At 37.1% G+C, this 19,430-nt stretch carries 11 protein-coding genes; all 11 read right to left on the bottom strand.

All coding sequences use genetic code 11. The features are described 5' to 3' along the window. Nucleotides 1-32: 32 nt before the first annotated feature. Nucleotides 33-7,310, bottom strand: a complete 7,278-nt coding sequence (sov, locus tag ES676_RS11625; RefSeq protein ID WP_148370501.1) for a T9SS outer membrane translocon Sov/SprA — start codon at nucleotides 7,308-7,310, stop codon at nucleotides 33-35. A 6-nt stretch (nucleotides 7,311-7,316) separates the two neighbouring features. Next, entirely contained in the window at nucleotides 7,317-7,898 is a 582-nt protein-coding gene (gene ruvA / locus ES676_RS11620; protein ID WP_148370500.1) for a Holliday junction branch migration protein RuvA, read from the bottom strand. Between the two features lie 49 nt (nucleotides 7,899-7,947). Then, complete coding sequence (locus tag ES676_RS11615) at nucleotides 7,948-10,245, bottom strand: NADP-dependent malic enzyme (RefSeq protein ID WP_148370499.1); 2,298 nt, start codon at nucleotides 10,243-10,245, stop codon at nucleotides 7,948-7,950. Nucleotides 10,246-10,295: 50 nt separating this feature from the next. Next, nucleotides 10,296-11,225 (bottom strand): tRNA epoxyqueuosine(34) reductase QueG, encoded by a 930-nt coding sequence (queG, locus tag ES676_RS11610; RefSeq protein ID WP_148370498.1) that lies wholly within the window; start codon nucleotides 11,223-11,225, stop codon nucleotides 10,296-10,298. A 26-nt stretch (nucleotides 11,226-11,251) separates the two neighbouring features. Then, nucleotides 11,252-12,274, bottom strand: a complete 1,023-nt coding sequence (gene ruvB, locus ES676_RS11605) for a Holliday junction branch migration DNA helicase RuvB (RefSeq protein ID WP_148370497.1) — start codon at nucleotides 12,272-12,274, stop codon at nucleotides 11,252-11,254. A 234-nt stretch (nucleotides 12,275-12,508) separates the two neighbouring features. After that, the gene (locus tag ES676_RS11600; protein ID WP_148370496.1) at nucleotides 12,509-14,299 is read right to left on the bottom strand and encodes a cytochrome c oxidase subunit I; all 1,791 of its coding nucleotides are present in this window, start codon (nucleotides 14,297-14,299) and stop codon (nucleotides 12,509-12,511) included. A 27-nt stretch (nucleotides 14,300-14,326) separates the two neighbouring features. Beyond that, nucleotides 14,327-15,400 (bottom strand): cytochrome c oxidase subunit II, encoded by a 1,074-nt coding sequence (locus ES676_RS11595; protein ID WP_148370495.1) that lies wholly within the window; start codon nucleotides 15,398-15,400, stop codon nucleotides 14,327-14,329. A 30-nt stretch (nucleotides 15,401-15,430) separates the two neighbouring features. Further along, nucleotides 15,431-16,822: a quinol:cytochrome C oxidoreductase gene (locus ES676_RS11590; protein ID WP_148370494.1), complete on the bottom strand. Its 1,392-nt coding sequence runs from the start codon at nucleotides 16,820-16,822 to the stop codon at nucleotides 15,431-15,433. Nucleotides 16,823-16,848: 26 nt separating this feature from the next. Next, nucleotides 16,849-17,406, bottom strand: a complete 558-nt coding sequence (locus ES676_RS11585) for a c-type cytochrome (RefSeq protein WP_148370493.1) — start codon at nucleotides 17,404-17,406, stop codon at nucleotides 16,849-16,851. Between the two features lie 9 nt (nucleotides 17,407-17,415). After that, entirely contained in the window at nucleotides 17,416-17,946 is a 531-nt protein-coding gene (locus tag ES676_RS11580; RefSeq protein ID WP_148370492.1) for a DUF3341 domain-containing protein, read from the bottom strand. Between the two features lie 3 nt (nucleotides 17,947-17,949). Continuing rightward, nucleotides 17,950-19,407 carry an NrfD/PsrC family molybdoenzyme membrane anchor subunit gene (nrfD, locus tag ES676_RS11575; RefSeq protein WP_148370491.1) on the bottom strand — a complete coding sequence of 486 codons (1,458 nt, stop codon included), beginning with the start codon at nucleotides 19,405-19,407 and terminating at the stop codon, nucleotides 17,950-17,952. Nucleotides 19,408-19,430: the final 23 nt, after the last annotated feature.

Raw genomic sequence — 19,430 nt, 5'->3', positions numbered from 1 at the left:
TTAATCAAATTGGTATTTCAAGTGGGAAACTACTAATTACCGAAATTATATCGTAGCGTTAATCCAGACCGAATAGTTGTTTGCGGAAATGCTGTCGAAATCGCATATTCTGAGAACGTATAATCGAAATAGAAAATACCAGTTAAGTTTTTACTAAACGAGTAATTCGCATTGTATTTTAAACCATAAATAGTCTGGCCGTTAGTAATTTGATTGTTGTCTACATCCAGATATCTAATAATGGTTTTATTATCGCGCACAGAAATGTTAGCTTCCATTATTAAATCACTCACTATCGACTTTTTAGGCCCTGCAAGTTTTGTTTTTATTCTTACATCTTTAAAACGATATCCTAATCCTAAGACATATTCGTTACCCTGAATTTCGGTCATTAAATTATTATCGAAACTTAAAGATAATAAGCGGTCTTTTTTTAATTCCAATAACACCTTAACAGAGTTTTTCATTTCGAAATCTACACGAATTAACGGACTAAATAGTTCGGTTAAATTAACGTTACTGTATAAGTTTTCGTTTTTAAAATTTCCGGCTTGATCAATATCTTCTGCTGGTTGCGTATTGTAGTCTAAACCATAGTCGATACCGCTAAAATCTAAATTGGTTCGAAACTGGTTTATGGTATAACTAGAACGGTATCCGTGACTTAAAGAGAACCGTTTAAAGCGGTCTTTAAACCATTTCACCTTCATTAAACCCGTGTATTTAATATCCCAGTTTGGAATAGGAAAGTTTTTAATCGCTCCTAACTTCGCTTTCTCTGCTTTTTGGCCGGTATAGGCACTTACAAAAGCCGGTAATAATACAGCTTGACTTGTCTTGCCAAAACCTAAAGGATAGCCTTCAGCATCGACCGCATTGGCATCTGCTCCACGTTCTCTAGCCAAACGTTGCGCAATTACCAATCTATTCTCTCTAAAATCGGTAAAAGCATCGGAACTCACATCGTTACTTTTACCAAAAGCTGTTGGCAATGTAAAGGTAGAAATACTAATATTTCCAAACGTATTTGGTGTTAGCGACTCGTAAAGACCATCGGTTATTCTATAGTTTTCTGTGTAGTTTTCGGCATATGTTCTAAACCCTACTAAATCAATTTTAAGGTCGTTAAACGGTTCTAAATTTGCCGATATATCTAATTGCTCTGTTCTGTTTTTTGTGTATTGTTCGTTAAAATCTGGAAATACCGTTAACCAACCGTTTCGCGCAGCTAATTCTCTAACATCATTTTGGCTACCAAAAGTATAGCCTAAAGTCGGTTTTAAGGTCCCCACAAAACCAGGAGTATTTAAATATCCTGGAATATATGTACCGTTAGTTTCTGAGTAGTTAACTTGAATACGTTTTACTACGGTTAACACATCGATACCAATATTTGCCAACGCGTTAGCACCAGATTGGCCTTTATCTTTCTTACCGTCTTCCTTCTCTTCTTCTCCCGGAGGAGCTCCTACCACATTGCGATCAAAACGACTTACTTTTCCTAATCGTGATGTTTTTCTTTTCTTGGTTAGCCCCACATATTTATACAACTTATTCATATCTAAAGTTGAATTTATGTTATGTGTATTTCCATTAGAAATAGAATTCCCTAAATCGTAAGACACCCCATCGTCTGCAACAATATCGCCGAATAAATCCGAACCTTTTTGCCATTGAAATTCTCCCGTATATGCGTAAGTTGCTTTTATAAAACTTAATGCTGGGATTTTATTTATAGGAATTTCATAATTAATACCTAACAACTGATATTGTCTATTCGGATCTCCAAAATCTAAAAGGCCATCCCACACATCTAATTCTGGATCTTGTTCACCGCGAATGTTACCTTCTTTAAAATAATTTCTGACAATATTATTATTAGACGCTGAAAAATTGAAGGCTAATGATTTCGTTAAATTCCAATTCACATTATATTGAAAATCGAATGTGTAATTTCTTCTGTATAATTCTTCTAACCCGATATTACTACCCCCTAATTCTACTTCTCTAAATAATTGACGGTTAAATTGTCTATTCACATCCGTATTTACAGTAAAACTTGCCGGTAGCAAATTAACATTAAAATCTTTTAAGAGTTTCCAGTATTTTTTGGTGAAGAGCGAATCGTTCTCTTTAAAAGGTTCGATGACTTTAGGTTGAAAGTTATAGGCATAATTTACTCCTGCTCTTAATTGCTTATCTACTGAACGTTCAATTTCAAAATCGCGATGCTCTACTTTGTTATACGAATAGTTTAAGGTTAAATTTTCTACATCGTACAACTGTGGTTTAGACTCGCCCGTTCTATTTTTTCGAACACCAATAAAGTTGATGCTTTTTCGCTTGGTATATTCTTCCGATTGTTCTCTAATATTGTCGCGCTCCGACTCTGTTTCAGCAGCATCTAAACGTGTTTGCAGTTTTAAATCTTCGTATTGTTGATCGTATTCTGGTGTGATTAGCTCTTCGGCTTGACCGTAATTAAAAGGCACTTGCAGTCCCCATTTTTTAGGTAATAACTGTCCTAAATTTAAATTAGTAACCACATCGTACTGCTTCACATCTTCACGACTACGTTGGTTTGGCCCTTGATCTATAGATCCAAAACCTGCAGTGGCCATACGCCCTGTTGCGCTTACATTAGCAAAATCTGCAAAGTTGGTGTCCATACTTAGTACAGTAGCCCAACCGCCTTCATTATCCATTTCAGATAAACGCAATTCGTTATACCATACTTCTCCACAAGATTCGAAACCGGAAGCGTTTTTAACTCCCACCATTAAGGTTCTAATCGCTCCAAAATTAGGATTACCTTTAATAGCTAAACGTTGTTGTCCAGTAACATAACCGTCATACTGATTAGCAAAAGGCACCGCTACTAATTCACCGTCTATAACATCGTAAAACGAAGCATCTTCGTTCGCTAATGAGCCATCGCTAATGCCTAACGATTTTAAACGTTGTAATAATTCTAACTCGACATCAATCTCGTTAGATTCTGGCCAATAATCTTCTGGTTGTGCGCCGCCATTGTATACCGATAATGGGATTTCTATTTGGTAGTAGTTCTGAGTTAAATCGTTACCCATTCTAATAAAACCAACCAAATCGTTATTTCCAAGCCCTGCAATATCGCCTTCTCGTGCGTGTACAAACATCTGTAAACGTTTATACTGCCGCATATCGACACTAATGTTTTTGTAAACAGCTCTAGAATCTTCTGTTTCTAGACCACAAACATTAACAACAAGTGCCTGTTCATTCTGGTCGATTATAGAATTATTATTATTTAATTGTTCTGCCTCTACGCCTGGAGGTGACACATAATTACCATCGTTGGTTTGCGTGCTTACTGCGCCTACAGAAAAATCGGTTTGGGGGTCGTCTGGACTAGAATCGTTTTCGTCTAGTGCCAATGTGTAGCGTCTCCAGTCACTGCGCACTAATTCTAGAGTACCAAAACGAAACGTTGTTTGTTCGCTAAAGTTTTCTAAATACATACGCGCGAAACGGATTGATCTAAAATCTGTAATTCCGTTTTGTCTTGTGTATTGAGGTATTGTTGGGTCGTCGAAAGTAGATAACGGTACATTTACTGGCACTCTAAATTGATACCAACGAATTTGCTCGGTATCGCCATTTGGCATTACTCTCGGTCTAATTTTTAGATCTTTAATAAACTCTCCAATAGGGTTGTTTGTCGTTATTTCGTTTAATGAGTTTATGGGTAAATTTTGTCGTGTAATGTCTAGATTATACTCAAAATAACTGTCGATAGTATTCATTGTATTATCTCTATTCACATCTTCAACATCGGGCTGCGTTGTAGACCCTCGGTTGGTATCACTAAAGTTATCTGGCGAGTTTCCTTGAACATTATTATAGCGCTTATAACGGTCTAACACGTCTCCTTCTGCATTTATAAAATATTGATAATTATCGTTTGCAGGATCTGCTAACCCCCCAAAAGCAGCAAATACGGCAGCTTCTTCTGTATCGTTATACCCATCGTAACCAACATCTTGATTAATACGTTCTTGTCCAGTAGTATCGAAAGCATAAATTAACGCCTGATTTTGTGGTACTACTGTTTCGAAATCGGTTTGTGGTAATAAGGCGATATTTCCATCTTTAGGCAATCCGTTTTCATACTGTTTTCTTCCGTCTTTTAAAACATCTTCAGAAATACTCCCTAAGTTAAAGACTAATTTCCCTCCCGGGTTTGTGGCATTATCTTGAAATGGATCTTGGAGCCAGAACTCAATATATTCTACGTTAGACTGTTCAAAATCTGTCGATGATAACCCTCTTGTAATACCCGCCCAACTTTCGTTTGGCGTGGTAATTATGTTATCTTCGGTACCCGGTTTAAAGTTGTAAGGGCCGCGTTCTTGCGGATAAATCGTTAAATCTAAGGTGTTTATTACCGAGGTTTGTCCTTGAGCGATGTCTTGCTCTGGAAACAATTCGTTTATAAAAACTCGAGACGTGTAAATATTAGAGACATCATCGTCGGTAAGACCACTTGGTCGCTGACTACTATAAAAAATAGGATCGATACTATACCAATTTAATAACGCTCTATCGTAACCGTTTTGCAATCCGTTATCATCTTCAGATGCCGATGAGTTGCTATAGATACGTCCCAAATTAAGGGGTCTGCTCGATAAAAACCACGCCTGTTGCGAACGTAAATCAATTCCGTTTTGAGTCCCTTCAAAGTCATCCACATAAGCTGTCGCTTCTCCATTAAAGTCGGTTCCTTTTGGTGCGCCCGGCAATAAATAGGCGAACTCACCTCTTACCGATAGGTTTGATGGTGCATCGGTATCAACATTAGGAAGCTTATTTACTAATCGTGTAAAGAAAGGCACTTCGGTAGAATAATTACCATTAAACCCTAACATCGTGTTATTGATAGGTTCTGTATTATAATTGGCCTTTTGAGTTATTGGTCTTTCATTTAGGTTGATATATGTGGCACCCAATATAAAACTCTCATTAAACTGATGCTCGACATTTAACCCTGTAAAACGTTTTGTTTGCTGCCCGAATATGGCGTTATTCTCGGTAGTTACTTGAATAGGTGTGTTTGACGCTTTTAAAGCAGGATCCAAAATTTGAACACGTCCTAATTGATAATTTACGGTATAATCGACACCTTCCACTAACACTCGCCCTCCGGCAGTTACCTTTACAGAACCACGCGGCACATTAAAGCCACCAATAGGGATTCCTTCTCCCCCTTCAGATTTGTAACGTCCTTTAATTTGAAATTTATTTTTTTCGTTTTCTTCTAGGGCAGCTGTTTTTGTGCCTTTATAAAGTAAATCGTAAACGTATTTTTCTTGGTTTAGATTGGCGTAAGTATCATTGTTGTAATCCGTAGCATTATCTCCTGGATTATTATCATCATCTAAAACATCGAATAAATAACGGCCGAAGGGTTCTACTTTTGTAAATACGATATTTCCGTTTTGTGGAATCACTGTTATCCCGGGAACGAAATCAAAAAACCCATCACCATTAGTTTGGGGGTCGTTATTAAAGTTTAATCGGTCGAGATTAAATAATCTTAACAAGGTGGTTTCTTCTATAGCATTACCTTCAAAATCGGTTCCAAAAGTAGTCCCCTCCACCGGACGAATAAAATTTAAAGGCGCGGCTTCGTTGTAAAAAATATTCAGCTTAAAATCTTCTTGACTTAATTGATAAGCGCCCGTATTATAAACGTTTTTCATCATTAAATCCCAGATAGGTTGCGAGACGCTTGTAATACTACTTTTAAGTAATTTAAGGACTAAGTTATTATTGGTAACGTTGGTAACTTCGCCGTCGCTATTAGTATCCACATCGGTAGCATTTACGCCATCGTTTGCGAATTCTCCTACTTGATATACTTTTCCGCCGACCGTAAATTGAAAGGCTACGGCTAGCACTTCGTCATTATTTAACCGTTGATTTAAAGAAAGATACCCTAACTGCGTGTTTAACGTGTATTCTTGACCTTCGTTTAATTTTCTAGTGTTTTCTAATTTGGCATAATCGAACCCTTCATTAAAACCAGGGACGATAACCCCCGATTGCACGGTCGCGATATCTCTAATAGCCGATGTTAATTGCGATCCGGGCCCACCAATATTAGTGGGATCTAATCGGTTATTTCCATTACTAGGAAACGCATTTGGTCCGGCTGTAACCGTAACCCCCGAGTTTCCAATAACACCGGATTCTCCTAAATCTTGAAGGGCAACAATATTTCTAACATTTTCGGTACGATTACTTTTGTTGGTTACCCACACTTCAGCTCTTGTAATTTGAACGTTAGAATTGATATACGGATAGTTACTAAGTGCTTTATCGTAATTATTTCTAAAGTATTGTGCCAAGAAAAAGTGTCTGTTTTCGTCGTAGTCTCTAATGAAGAAATCGAACTCACTTAATGTTCCTCCACCTTGAGCTACCACCGATCGCGTATCTGATTTTTGCTCAGAAAACACTCCTGTTATAGTCGTTTTCCCGAATTTAAGTTGTGTTTTTACACCAAATAAACTCTGTGCACCAGAAATTAAAGAGCTGTTTAAAGGCATACTAACATTACCCACTTCTATTTTCTGAATGATATCATCTTCAGTTGGCGTATATTCTAACTTCACTAAATTCTGAAAATCGAAGGTAGATTCGGTATCGTAGTTCGCGGTTACCTGAAGTCGCGTTCCTACTTTTCCTAATAAACTTAAACTGATCCGCTGATCGAAATCGAACGTAAAATTACTTCTGTTTTGTGGCGAAAACGACGGATTATCTTGTTTGGTAAACAAAACACCTAAATCCATTTCTAAAGACCCTTGCGGTACGACCTCGATAGTATTACCACCAAAAATACTTTCAAAAAAACCAGAATTCACATAAAACTCTGGCAATAGGTTTTTCTGCTGGTCGCCGGTATTGTCTTTTTTACCTTCAAAAGCATCAATTTTATTTTTGTAATACGATTTTAAATTCTCCTTAAAAACGAGGTCTTGATATTCTTTAGGAGTTAGAATTGTAGGATAGTTAATAGTAAAAGTACCCACAGACTCTGTGTAGATATAACTATCTGTTTTAGGGTCGTACGTATATCTAGATTCTATACTTTGCGGATTAGGCATTTCCATATCTCCCATTACAAACCCTGTTTTTGTAGAGTCTTGTTCTACAACAGGAATTACTGGATCTTGCGCTAAAACCACTGTAGTTGATAGCGTAAAAGATAGTAATACTAAATACTTTTTAATGGATTTTTGAAATTTCAGGTTAGTTCTATTCAAAATCTTTTATAATTTTTTTAAAGCTTGTTTAATAATATCTTCTACGCTCGCCTCTGGGGTGGCAGATACAATTTTATCAACAACGCGATCAGCTTGTTTTTTGGCATAACCAAGTACTTCTAAAGCAGATAACGCTTCTTCTTTATTGGTATTGTTTTTATTAACAGAAACTTCATCGATATCGTAGATTTTAATAATCTTATCTTTTAAATCTATAATAACACGCTGTGCTGTTTTTAAACCAATGCCTTTTACCGATTGAATAAGTGCCACATCTTCACTTGCGATGCCATCCTTTATTTGCTGCGGGGTTAACGACGACAACATCGTTCGCGCAGTATTGGTACCAATACCACTCACCGAAATTAATAATCTAAACACTTCACGCTCTCCAGTAGAGGCAAAACCGTATAGGCTATGCGCATCTTCTTTTACGTGAAGATGCGTATAAAGTGTTATATTCTCTTGGTCTGGAATTTGCGAAAATGTATGTAGTGAGATATTTATAAAATAGCCCACGCCGTTACAATCTATAACGACGTCGGTTGGATTTTTCTCTACTAACTTTCCTTTTATATGTGTAATCATTTACAATAACTTGTTATCGCTCAAATGTAATAAAATTATTGGATAAATTTTACTCTATACTAGCGGCTTGCGCTTCACGTCTTTGTTTTTGTTGCGCATCGATAACTGCTATTGCCGTCATATTTACAATTTCGTCTACACTTGCTCCTAATTGAAGGATATGCACTGGTTTACGCATTCCCATCATAATTGGCCCAATAGACTCAGAATTGTTTAATTCTTTTAAAAGCTTGTAAGTAATATTAGCAGATTCTAAGTTTGGAAAAATTAACGTATTAACGTTTTTACCTGCCAGTTTAGAAAACGGAAAATTCTCTTGAAGTAGTTCTTTGTTTAAAGCAAAATCGGTTTGCAATTCGCCATCTACAATTAAATCAGGATGTCTTTTATGTAAATACATTACCGCTTCGCGTACTTTTATTGCTGTTTGGTTTTTTGAAGACCCAAAGTTTGAATACGACGTCATTGCCATTACAGGCTCTATACCAAACATTTTTACTACGCCCGCCGTCATTTGTGCTATTTTTGTTAAATCGCTAGCGGAGGGATTTATATTTATTGAGGTATCGCTTAAGAACATTGGTCCGCGTTGCGTCATCATTACATTTGTTGTCGCTGCTCTTGTAGATCCTGAATCTAAACCAATAACTTCTAACATTGGTTTCACCACTGAAGGATAGCTTTGTGAATAGCCAGAAATTAGTGCATCGGCGTCCCCTTCATTTACCATCATTGCGGCAAAGAAGTTACGCTCTCTCATTAATTTTTTAGCAGAAAATAACGTTACACCACGGCGTTTACGTTGGTTCCAATACACTTCTGCATATTTATCTTTTTGTTCTTTTACTTCATCCGATTTTGGATCGATAATTAAAATATCACCCTCAAATTCAATTTCTTCTTTAAGACGTTCAATTTCATCTTTTCGTCCTAAAAGAATAGGTATTGCAATACCATCTTCGTAAGCAATTTGTGCCGCTTTTAACACACTAAGTTGATCTGCTTCTGCGTAAACTACGCGCTTCCGGTTTAATTTTGCTCGGTTAATTAGCAACCTCACAATTTTATTATCTGCGCCTAAACGCTCTAATAACGTGTTTTTATATTTCTCCCAATCTTCTATAGGTTCTTTAGCTACACCACTTTCCATAGCCGCTTTAGCAACTGCAGGGGGTACTTCGGCAATTAAACGTGGATCGGATGGTTTTGGAATAATGTATTCTTTACTAAACGTTAATCGGGTTTCACCATATGCAATATTTACTTGCTCTGGCACGGCTTCTTTCGCTAAGTTAGCTAATGCCATTACGGCTGCCATTTTCATTTCCTCATTAATTTTAGTCGCTCTTACATCGAGAGCTCCTCTAAAAATAAACGGAAAACCTAACACATTATTCACTTGATTAGGATGGTCGCTACGTCCCGTTGCCATAATAATATCGTCTCTCGTATCGACTGCCAGTTGGTATTCGATTTCTGGATCTGGATTGGCCATTGCAAATACAATGGGGTTAGCAGCCATAGATAACAACATCCGTGGAGACACTATGTTGGCTGCAGATAAACCAATAAATACATCGGCATCTACCATCGCTTCATCTAAGGTCTCTATATCGCGATGCGTAGCAAACTCCGCTTTTTGCGATGTTAAATTATCTCTATCGTCTCTAATAACACCTTTACTGTCTAGCATTACAATGTTTTCACGTACGGCACCAAACGCCATATACAAGCGTGTACAAGAAACGGCTGCTGCCCCTGCACCGCTTACTACGATTCTCACATCTTGGATATTTTTTTCTGACAATTCTAAAGCATTCAACAATGCTGCTGCAGAAATTATTGCCGTACCGTGCTGGTCGTCGTGCATTACCGGAATATCTAATTCTTCCTTTAGGCGTCTTTCGATTTCGAATGCTTCAGGCGCTTTAATATCTTCTAAATTAATACCACCAAAAGTGGGTGCAATCATCTTAACCGTTTGAATAAACACTTCAATATCTTCAGTATCCACTTCAATATCAAAAACGTCTATATCGGCAAATATTTTAAACAACAACCCTTTACCTTCCATTACCGGTTTTGAAGCTTCGGGACCTATATTCCCTAATCCTAAAACGGCGGTTCCGTTAGAAATTACAGCCACTAAATTTCCTTTAGCAGTATACTTATAAGCGTTATTTTTATCTTTTTGAATTTCTAAACAAGGTTCTGCAACACCGGGTGAATATGCTAATGACAAGTCTCTTTGTGTTGCATATTTTTTAGTAGGAACTACTTTAATTTTACCTGGCGTAGGCTTTGCATGGTATACCAATGCCTCCCTGCGTCTGCTCTGTTTACTCATATTATTTTGATTATTGTTGACTCACAAATGTAAGTTTTTTAACTTGGATATTACTCCTTTAAGAACTCAATATTACGTTTTAGCCCTGAAAATTTAGTCCGTTTTACTGCCGATTTCTGAAACACTTTTTTAAAAACATCTTCTGTTATCTCCTCCCAATCTTGCTTGGTCATCTCCAACAATTCGGGGTGCGGATTAAAAAGGGGTTCGTTATGTGGTTTAGAGAATTTATTCCACGGACACACATCTTGGCAGACATCGCAGCCAAACATCCAATCGTCGAATTGCCCTTTCATAGCATTCGGTAACTGATCTTTTAATTCTATAGTGAAATACGAAATGCACTTACTGCCATCTACTACAAATGGGTCCACTATAGCTTGCGTTGGGCACGCATCTATACACGCTGTACAGGTGCCACAATGATCTGTAACTGGCGCGTCGTAGTCTAAATCTAAATCTATAATGAGTTCCGCAATAAAATAAAAAGACCCTACTTTTTGAGTGAGTAGATTGCTGTGTTTACCAATCCATCCTAATCCAGATTTGGCAGCCCATGCTTTATCTAAAACAGGTGCTGAATCTACAAAGGCACGGCCAGAGACCTCACCTATTTCATCTTGAATAAAGTGGGTGAGTTCTTTTAATTTCCCTTTTATAATATGATGGTAATCGTGTCCGTAAGCGTATTTGCTTAGTTTAGGTGCTTCAGGATCTTTTTGTGTTTCGGAAGGATAGTAATTTAGCAGTAGCGAAATCACGCTTTTAGCATCGTCTACCAGTTTTGTAGGATCCAAGCGCTTATCGAAATGATTTTCCATATACGTCATTTGGCCATTTCTATTCTTATTGAGCCAATCTTCAAGACGTGGTGCTTCGGTTTCTAAAAATCCCGCTTTGCTGATACCACAAGACAAAAAACCGAGGCGTTCTGCTTCGGCTTTAATCCCTTTTGTATAGGTGGTTTTATTTGTGGCCATTTAAAACTTTTCGACAGAACTTCAGTTTAAAATAGCCCCCCTTCACTATGTCCTTTAATTTTACCTAAGTGTTTATAGGCTAATTCGGTTACCTCACGTCCGCGTGGCGTACGCATAATAAATCCTTGTTGTATTAAAAACGGTTCGTACACTTCTTCTACCGTTTCTGTGCTTTCACTTACTGCTGTTGCAATCGTAGAAATACCTACTGGGCCGCCTTTAAATTTATCAATAATGGTTGCCAAAATTTTATTATCCATTTCATCCAAGCCATACGCGTCTACATTTAAAGCTTCAAGCGCGTATTTTGCTATTTTAACATCGATACTACCATTTCCTTTAATTTCGGCAAAATCGCGTACACGACGCAGTAATGCGTTCGCTATTCTAGGTGTTCCACGACTTCTACCGGCGATTTCTATAGCGGCCTCCATTGTAATAGGCACTTTTAATATTTCTGCACTACGTTGAATAATGGTTGTTAATAATTCGGTATCGTAATATTGTAATCGGCTTTGAATACCAAAACGCGCTCGCATTGGAGCGGTAAGTAAACCCGATCTTGTGGTTGCCCCGACTAATGTAAACGGATTTAAATTGATTTGAACCGTCCGTGCATTGGGGCCAGATTCAATCATAATATCTATCTTATAGTCTTCCATTGCCGAGTACAAGTACTCTTCAACTATAGGACTTAAACGATGAATTTCGTCTATAAATAACACATCACGATCGTCGAGATTTGTTAAAAGACCTGCTAAATCACCGGGCTTATCTAAGACAGGTCCTGAAGTTACTTTTATGCCTACATTAAGCTCGTTCGCTAAAATATGCGCCAAAGTCGTTTTCCCTAATCCCGGAGGACCGTGAAATAACGTATGGTCTAAAGCTTCTTCTCTTCTATTGGCGGCTTGAACAAAAATTTTAAGGTTTTCCAATACCTGCTCTTGCCCGCTAAAATCGTCAAACGATAAGGGTCTTAAGTTTTTTTCAGCATCAAATTCTTCAGATGAAAAATTATCGTTTGTGGGATCTAGGTTTTCGTTCATACGTACCTCCCACAATAGTGGGATTCTTTTTATTTTTATGCGATATAAAATAGAGTCTAATATATTTTACTCAGCGCTATAGATACTTCTAAATCTGTAGCCTACGTCGTCTCTATTCAAACAAATATACGAAGTGTACTATACTTTTTTATTAAAAAACGAAAAGCCTTTCTAAATTAATAGAAAGGCTTCAGTATTTTGAATCTCTTATTGAGACCCCTTTTTTAAGGATGTTTAATGTTGAAGCTCTTCTTCACCTTCTTTTAAGGGTACGTTTTGCATGACAAAGTCTGTGTCGTGACCTGGTTTACTATAATCGTAAGCCCAACGGTATACATGAGGTATCTCTCCTGGCCAGTTACCGTGTACGTGCTCTACAGGTGTAGTCCACTCTAAAGTAGTTGCTCTCCAAGGGTTTTGTGTTGCTTTCTCACCGTAGAATATGCTGACAAAGAAGTTATATAAATATACTATTTGTACTACACCACCAATTAAAGCAAACACTGTAATAACAACGTTTACATTTGCTAAGTCGTCGAATAGTGGGAAGTTACTGTTTGTATAGTAACGTCTTGGCAAACCAGCCATTCCGATAAAGTGCATTGGAAAAAAAACTCCGTACGCACAGATTGCTGTAATCCAGAAGTGAATATATCCTAATTTTTTATTTAGCATACGCCCAAACATTTTGGGATACCAGTGGTAGATACCTGCGAACATTCCATAGATCGCTGAGATTCCCATTACTAAGTGGAAATGCGCAATTACAAAATAGGTATCGTGCACGTTGATATCTAAAGCACTATCTCCTAAAATGATTCCTGTAAGACCACCTGTAATAAAGGTAGATACAAAACCTATAGAGAATAGCATCGCTGGATTCATTTGGAGGTTACCCTTCCAAATAGTTGTAATCCAGTTAAAGGCTTTTACTGCGGAAGGAATTGCAATTAATAGTGTTGTAAATGTAAATACAGAACCTAAAAATGGATTCATTCCTGAAACGAACATATGGTGTCCCCAAACAATTGTTGAAAGGAATGCAATTGCTAAAATTGAAGCAATCATGGCACGGTAACCAAAAATAGGTTTACGTGAATTTGATGCTAAAATTTCTGAAACAATTCCCATTGCTGGTAAAATTACAATATAAACTTCTGGGTGACCTAAGAACCAAAATAAGTGCTCGAATAATACTGGAGATCCTCCTTGGTAATGCAATACTTCTCCTTGAATGAAAATATCTGATAAAAAGAAAGACGTTCCAAAACTTCTATCCATTATTAGTAACAGCGCAGCTGCTAATAACACTGGAAACGATACGATACCGATAATAGCCGTTACAAAAAACGCCCAAATGGTAAGTGGAAGTCGTGTCATAGACATTCCTTTTGTTCTTAAGTTTAAAACGGTAACGACGTAGTTTAAGGATCCTAATAACGATGAGGCAATAAATATAGCCATAGAGATTAACCACAATGTCATCCCTAAACCAGAACCTCCTTGCGCCATTGGTAAGGCACTTAACGGCGGATAAATTGTCCATCCTGCTGCTGCTGGTCCTGCTTCTACAAATAAAGAGCTCAGCATAATTACACTAGAGATAAAGAATAACCAATAAGACACCATATTAAGGAATCCAGAGGCCATATCTCGTGCTCCAATTTGCAACGGAATTAATAAGTTACTAAAGGTACCACTTAATCCGGCTGTAAGTACAAAGAATACCATAATGGTACCGTGTATGGTTACCAGTGCTAAATAAACATCGGCATCCATAACACCGTCTGGTGCCCATTTACCTAGTAATGCTTCAAAAAGCACATTTGGTTCTTCTGGCCAAGCGATCTGTATACGAAACATCATTGACATTAATACGCCAATAATCCCCATTAGCGTACCTGTAATTAAATACTGCTTAGCGATCATTTTGTGATCTTGGCTAAAGATGTACTTAGTTATAAAAGTTTCTTTATGATGGTGACCATGATCGTCGTGAGCGTGAGTATCTGCGTGTGCTGACATAATCTAATATCTTTATATTTTTATGTGTTATTTATTTAAAGAGTCTTTGAATAATTTTTGGCTATTAATCCAAGCATCATACTCTTCCTGCGTTTCAACTATAATTTTCATTTGCATATTGTAGTGAGAGGTACCACAAATTTTATTACATAGTACTAAGTAATCAAACTCATAACGCGCTAAAGCATCTTTCCCTTCCGCAATCAACTCTTCACTTTTTTCAGCTCTAATAGTATTAATATTAGCGACTTTATCAATCATCTCTGGTCTGATACGCATGTCTTCGGTAGTCACTGTTGGTGTAAATCCGAATTGCGTAATCATACCTGGAACACAGTTCATTTGCGCTCTAAAATGAGGCATATAAGCCGAGTGTAATACATCTTGAGAACGCATTTTAATTAAAACAGGACGTCCTACAGGTAAGTGTAATTCTTTTGTGATGATATCATCTTGAGCATTAGGATCTGACTCATCAACACCTAGAATATTTGCTTTATCGATATCGATTAACCTTACGTTAGCCTTACCTAAAGTGTTATCGTTTCCAGAGTATCGCACCGTCCAATTAAATTGTTGTGCATATAGTTCAACCACTAATGGATCATCCTCTTGGTTCACATTCATAATGTTAGTCCAAGTAAATAAACCTTGAATAATAAGAGCAGCTAAAACAATTACCGGAATAATTGTCCAGATAGCTTCTAATTTATTGTTATCGGCATAAAACAATGCTTTCTTACCCTTTTCACCTCTATACTTAAACGCAAAGTAGTGTAATAGGAATTGTGTTATTGCTTGTACTATGAAGATTACAACTAACGAAAGAATCATTAATCTATCTACCTCTGGACCGTGTTCTGATGCCGAGTTAGAGAGTAATGGCAAATCTCCATACTCGATAAAACTAAAGATGGTAATGGCATAAATGAAGACTAAAAAGCCTAACATTAAATACCCTTGATACTTATTATCCTTATCGTTTGCTATTTGATTATGATCCTCTTTTGAATTACCTTGAGTTAAATCAAATATTTTAACCATTTGCCAGATGGCAACTAGAATAAATACTAAAACTAAAATTGTTAATAAAGCCGTCATTGTTGTCGTTCTTCTTTACTTAATTTATAATTAATAATGGAAATTCTCGCTTTCTTTTATGTACGGATTTCTCTTTTGCGTTAAAGGTGCTTTTGATAATGCTGTAAAAACAATAAACAGAAACAAGCCAGTGAAAAATAACATTGAACATATTTCAGGAATACCAATAAACCATCTATCACCAACTGTTGCTGGCATAATCATATTGAATACATCTATATAATGACCTCCTAAGATTACTAATCCTGTCATAACGACAAACCAAGGAATACGTTTGTACTCACTATTCATTAATAATAATATTGGGAATATGAAATTTAATATAAGCATTCCAAAGAATGGTAAATTGTAATCTTCAATTCGTGTTACGAAATACGTCACCTCTTCTGGAATATTAGAATACCAGATTAACATAAATTGTGAAAACCATAAGTACGCCCAGAAAATACTAAAACCAAACATATATTTAGCTAAATCATGGATATGACTATCGTTTACATGCGGCAGTAATCCTTTAGACTTAAGGTAGATGGTTATTAAGGCGATGACTGTGATACCACAAACCAACATTCCTGATAACACATACCAGCCAAACAACGTACTAAACCAGTGTGGATCTACACTCATAATCCAATCCCAAGACATAATAGATTCCGTATAGATAAAGAACACTAAAAATGCCGCCGAGATACGGAAGTTTTTCTTAAAGTTTTTATTATCGTCTGCTTGGTCTTGAGCGATAGAGAATTTTCTAGAGAAGTATCTGTATAACGACCAACCGCCAATAAAGATTAAACCTCTAAGTAGAAACATTGGTACGTTTAACCATCCTTGTTTACCTGCTATAAGCTTATCAAACTTATCACTTTCTGGATTTACCATTTCAGGATCCATCCAAATAAAGATGTTGTTGTGCCCTATATAATGAGACAGTGCCGCAATAAGAAGTACAATTAAAGCTCCCGGCAATAGGTAAGCAGTTATCCCTTCCATTACACGAAGTAATAGTGGAGACCATCCGGCTTGGGACGCGTATTGTAATGCATAAAATGCTAAGACCCCTAAGGCTATCATCATAAAGAAAAAAGCAGCAACGTAAATAGCCGACCACGGTCTATTCGCTATTTGGTGTTGAACGTGCTCTACATGTTCTTTATGCTCGTCTACTTTATGTTCTACACTTGAGAGCGCCTCGTGTGCGTTGGCATCGTGCGCATTATCAGTATGATTGGTATCACCTGCAACAACGTGTGCATTAGTTTCTAACGCATGACCACCCCCGTGGGCTGTTTCATTAGATAACATGGTTTCAACGTCCTGAAAAGATTTATGAGAACTCATAAACCCAAATCCAATACCTAATGCCCCGATGACCATTAGCGCTATAGAAGCTATTTTTAGTCTACTTGAAAATGTGTACATATCTTTATATAAACTTTATCTAAATCTTATTTTTCTAAATCTGCTTTTAACTGTAAAACGTAAGCCACTACTTGCCAGCGTTCCTCTTCGTTAAGTTGGTTTGCATAAGAACCCATTGCATTCTTACCATAATAAACAGTATGGTAAATACTTCCTTCAGTTATGGCTCTTCCTACATCGGCATAACTTGGAACACCTAACAGCTTTTCACGTTTCACCAAATTACCAGCACCATCGCCTTTATTACCGTGGCAAATTCCACAATAAATAACATAAAGTGGTCCTCCTCTAGTGTAATCTACTTGCGTTGAATCCAAAGGTGATTTTAATGTTTCTTTAGCTAATAAATAGCCGTCATTAGTGCCGTCGATATCCATAGGTATATGCCCTCTTGATATGGATCCCTCTGCTGGAAGTTGAGCTTCAATTCCATTTGCAAATGCATCAGACTCTTGATAAGCTTCATAGCCAACAGATTCATACATATTTGGCATAAATTCATAGTTTGGTCTAGAGTTTTTTTGACATGAGGCAAAAGACACTAAAACTAAAGCTAATATTGTAATTTTAAAAATACTTTTCATAGTGTATAATTAATGCGTATTATTGACTAAGTTAACTTCTACTGCACCAGTTTCAAATAACAAATCCTGTAATTTTTTTTCATCTCCGGTCACCGGAATCTCCATAAGAAAATGGTCATCTGTAGTTCTTGGATCTGGATTTTCAGCTTTTTTAAACGGCCATATTTTACTTCTTAAATAAAATGTTATCACCATTAAGTGAGCTGCAAAAAACACAGTAAGTTCGAACATAATAGGCACAAATGCTGGCATATTTTCTAAATAACTAAAGCTTGGTTTACCTCCAATATCTTGAGGCCAATCTTCAATCATTATAAAATTCATCATTAAGGTAGCCACTATTAAACCAATACATCCATAAATGAATGCTGTTATTGCTAAACGTGTAGGTGCTAACCCCATCGCTTTATCAAGCCCGTGGACTGGAAACGGCGTGTATATCTCTTCAATATGATATCTTTCGGCTTTTACTTTTTTAACAGCAGCCATTAAAACATCATCGTCTGTATAAATAGCGTGAATTACTCTTGAAGTTTCCATAGGCTACTTTTCTGTATTTGATTGTTTAATTTCACTACCAGATGTTCTAGCATCTGCTCCAGTACCTGAAAGACTTTCACCTCTTTCTCTTATTTTTTTGTAACGCTCACCAGAAGACTTTAAAATGGTCTTAACCTCGGCTTGTGCAATAACTGGGAATGTTCTAGCGTATAATAGGAATAATACAAAGAAGAATCCTATAGTCCCTATAAAAATACCTATGTCTACAAATGTTGGAGAGAACATTGTCCATGATGATGGTAAGTAATCTCTGTGTAACGATGTTACAATAATTACAAAACGTTCAAACCACATCCCTACGTTTACTACAATAGATATTGCGAAAGAGAACATAATACTTGTTCTTAGTTTCTTAAACCACATAAACTGTGGTGAGAAAACGTTACACGACATCATCATCCAATACGCCCAAGCGTATGGCCCTGTTGCTCTGTTTAAGAATGCATATTGTTCGTATTCCACACCAGAATACCACGCTACAAATAACTCAGTAATATAAGCTACACCTACGATAGAACCGGTAACCATAATTACAATGTTCATTAACTCGATGTGCTGTACAGTAATATAATCTTCAAGGTTACATACTTTTCTCATAATAATAAGAAGTGTATTTACCATTGCAAATCCAGAGAAAACTGCCCCTGCCACGAAGTAGGGAGGGAAAATTGTTGTATGCCATCCTGGAATAACTGCCGTAGCAAAATCAAAAGATACAATCGTGTGTACCGAAAGAACCAATGGTGTTGCCAAACCTGCAAGTACTAAAGATACTTCTTCAAAACGTTGCCAGTCTTTTGCTCTACCTGACCAACCGAAACTTAAAAGGCTATAAATTTTCTTTTGGAACGGTCTTACTGCTCTATCCCGTAACATTGCAAAATCAGGTAGTAAACCAGTCCACCAGAATACTAATGACACCGATAAATAGGTTGAAATTGCAAATACATCCCAGAGTAATGGTGAGTTAAAATTCACCCATAAAGAACCAAACTGGTTTGGTATAGGTAATACCCAATACGCTAACCACGGTCTTCCCATGTGTATAATTGGGAATAAACCTGCTTGAACTACGGAGAAGATAGTCATTGCTTCCGCCGAACGGTTAATTGCCATTCTCCATTTTTGACGGAATAATAATAGTACTGCAGAAATTAGTGTTCCTGCGTGACCGATACCTACCCACCAAACGAAATTGGTAATATCCCAAGCCCATCCAACTGTTTTGTTTAGACCCCAGGTTCCTATTCCCGTTGATACTGTGTAAATAATACAACCAATTCCCCAAAGAAATGCCACTAGTGCGATTGAAAAGACAATCCACCATTGTTTGTTTGCTTTTCCTTCTACGGGAGCGGCAATGTCAACAGATACATCATGATATGATTTTTCACCTGTAACTAAGGGTCTTCTAATAGGTGCTTCGTAATGAGACGCCATAATCCTTTTATAATTGTTCGTTA

The sequence above is a fragment of the Bizionia saleffrena genome (assembly GCF_008086175.1).
Taxonomy (GTDB): domain Bacteria; phylum Bacteroidota; class Bacteroidia; order Flavobacteriales; family Flavobacteriaceae; genus Bizionia; species Bizionia saleffrena.
Note: the sequence above shows the minus strand (reverse complement) of the source record. Positions and strands in the feature narration are given on the sequence as shown.

Bases quoted from the DNA above. Each gene is read 5' to 3' on its own strand.
- ruvA (WP_148370500.1), bottom strand. From the start codon at position 7,898: ATGATTACACATATAAAAGGAAAGTTAGTAGAGAAAAATCCAACCGAC.
- ES676_RS11615 (WP_148370499.1), bottom strand. From the start codon at position 10,245: ATGAGTAAACAGAGCAGACGCAGGGAGGCATTGGTATACCATGCAAAG.
- queG (WP_148370498.1), bottom strand. From the start codon at position 11,225: ATGGCCACAAATAAAACCACCTATACAAAAGGGATTAAAGCCGAAGCA.
- ruvB (WP_148370497.1), bottom strand. From the start codon at position 12,274: ATGAACGAAAACCTAGATCCCACAAACGATAATTTTTCATCTGAAGAA.
- ES676_RS11600 (WP_148370496.1), bottom strand. From the start codon at position 14,299: ATGTCAGCACACGCAGATACTCACGCTCACGACGATCATGGTCACCAT.
- ES676_RS11595 (WP_148370495.1), bottom strand. From the start codon at position 15,400: ATGACGGCTTTATTAACAATTTTAGTTTTAGTATTTATTCTAGTTGCC.
- ES676_RS11590 (WP_148370494.1), bottom strand. From the start codon at position 16,822: ATGTACACATTTTCAAGTAGACTAAAAATAGCTTCTATAGCGCTAATG.
- ES676_RS11585 (WP_148370493.1), bottom strand. From the start codon at position 17,406: ATGAAAAGTATTTTTAAAATTACAATATTAGCTTTAGTTTTAGTGTCT.
- ES676_RS11580 (WP_148370492.1), bottom strand. From the start codon at position 17,946: ATGGAAACTTCAAGAGTAATTCACGCTATTTATACAGACGATGATGTT.
- nrfD (WP_148370491.1), bottom strand. From the start codon at position 19,407: ATGGCGTCTCATTACGAAGCACCTATTAGAAGACCCTTAGTTACAGGT.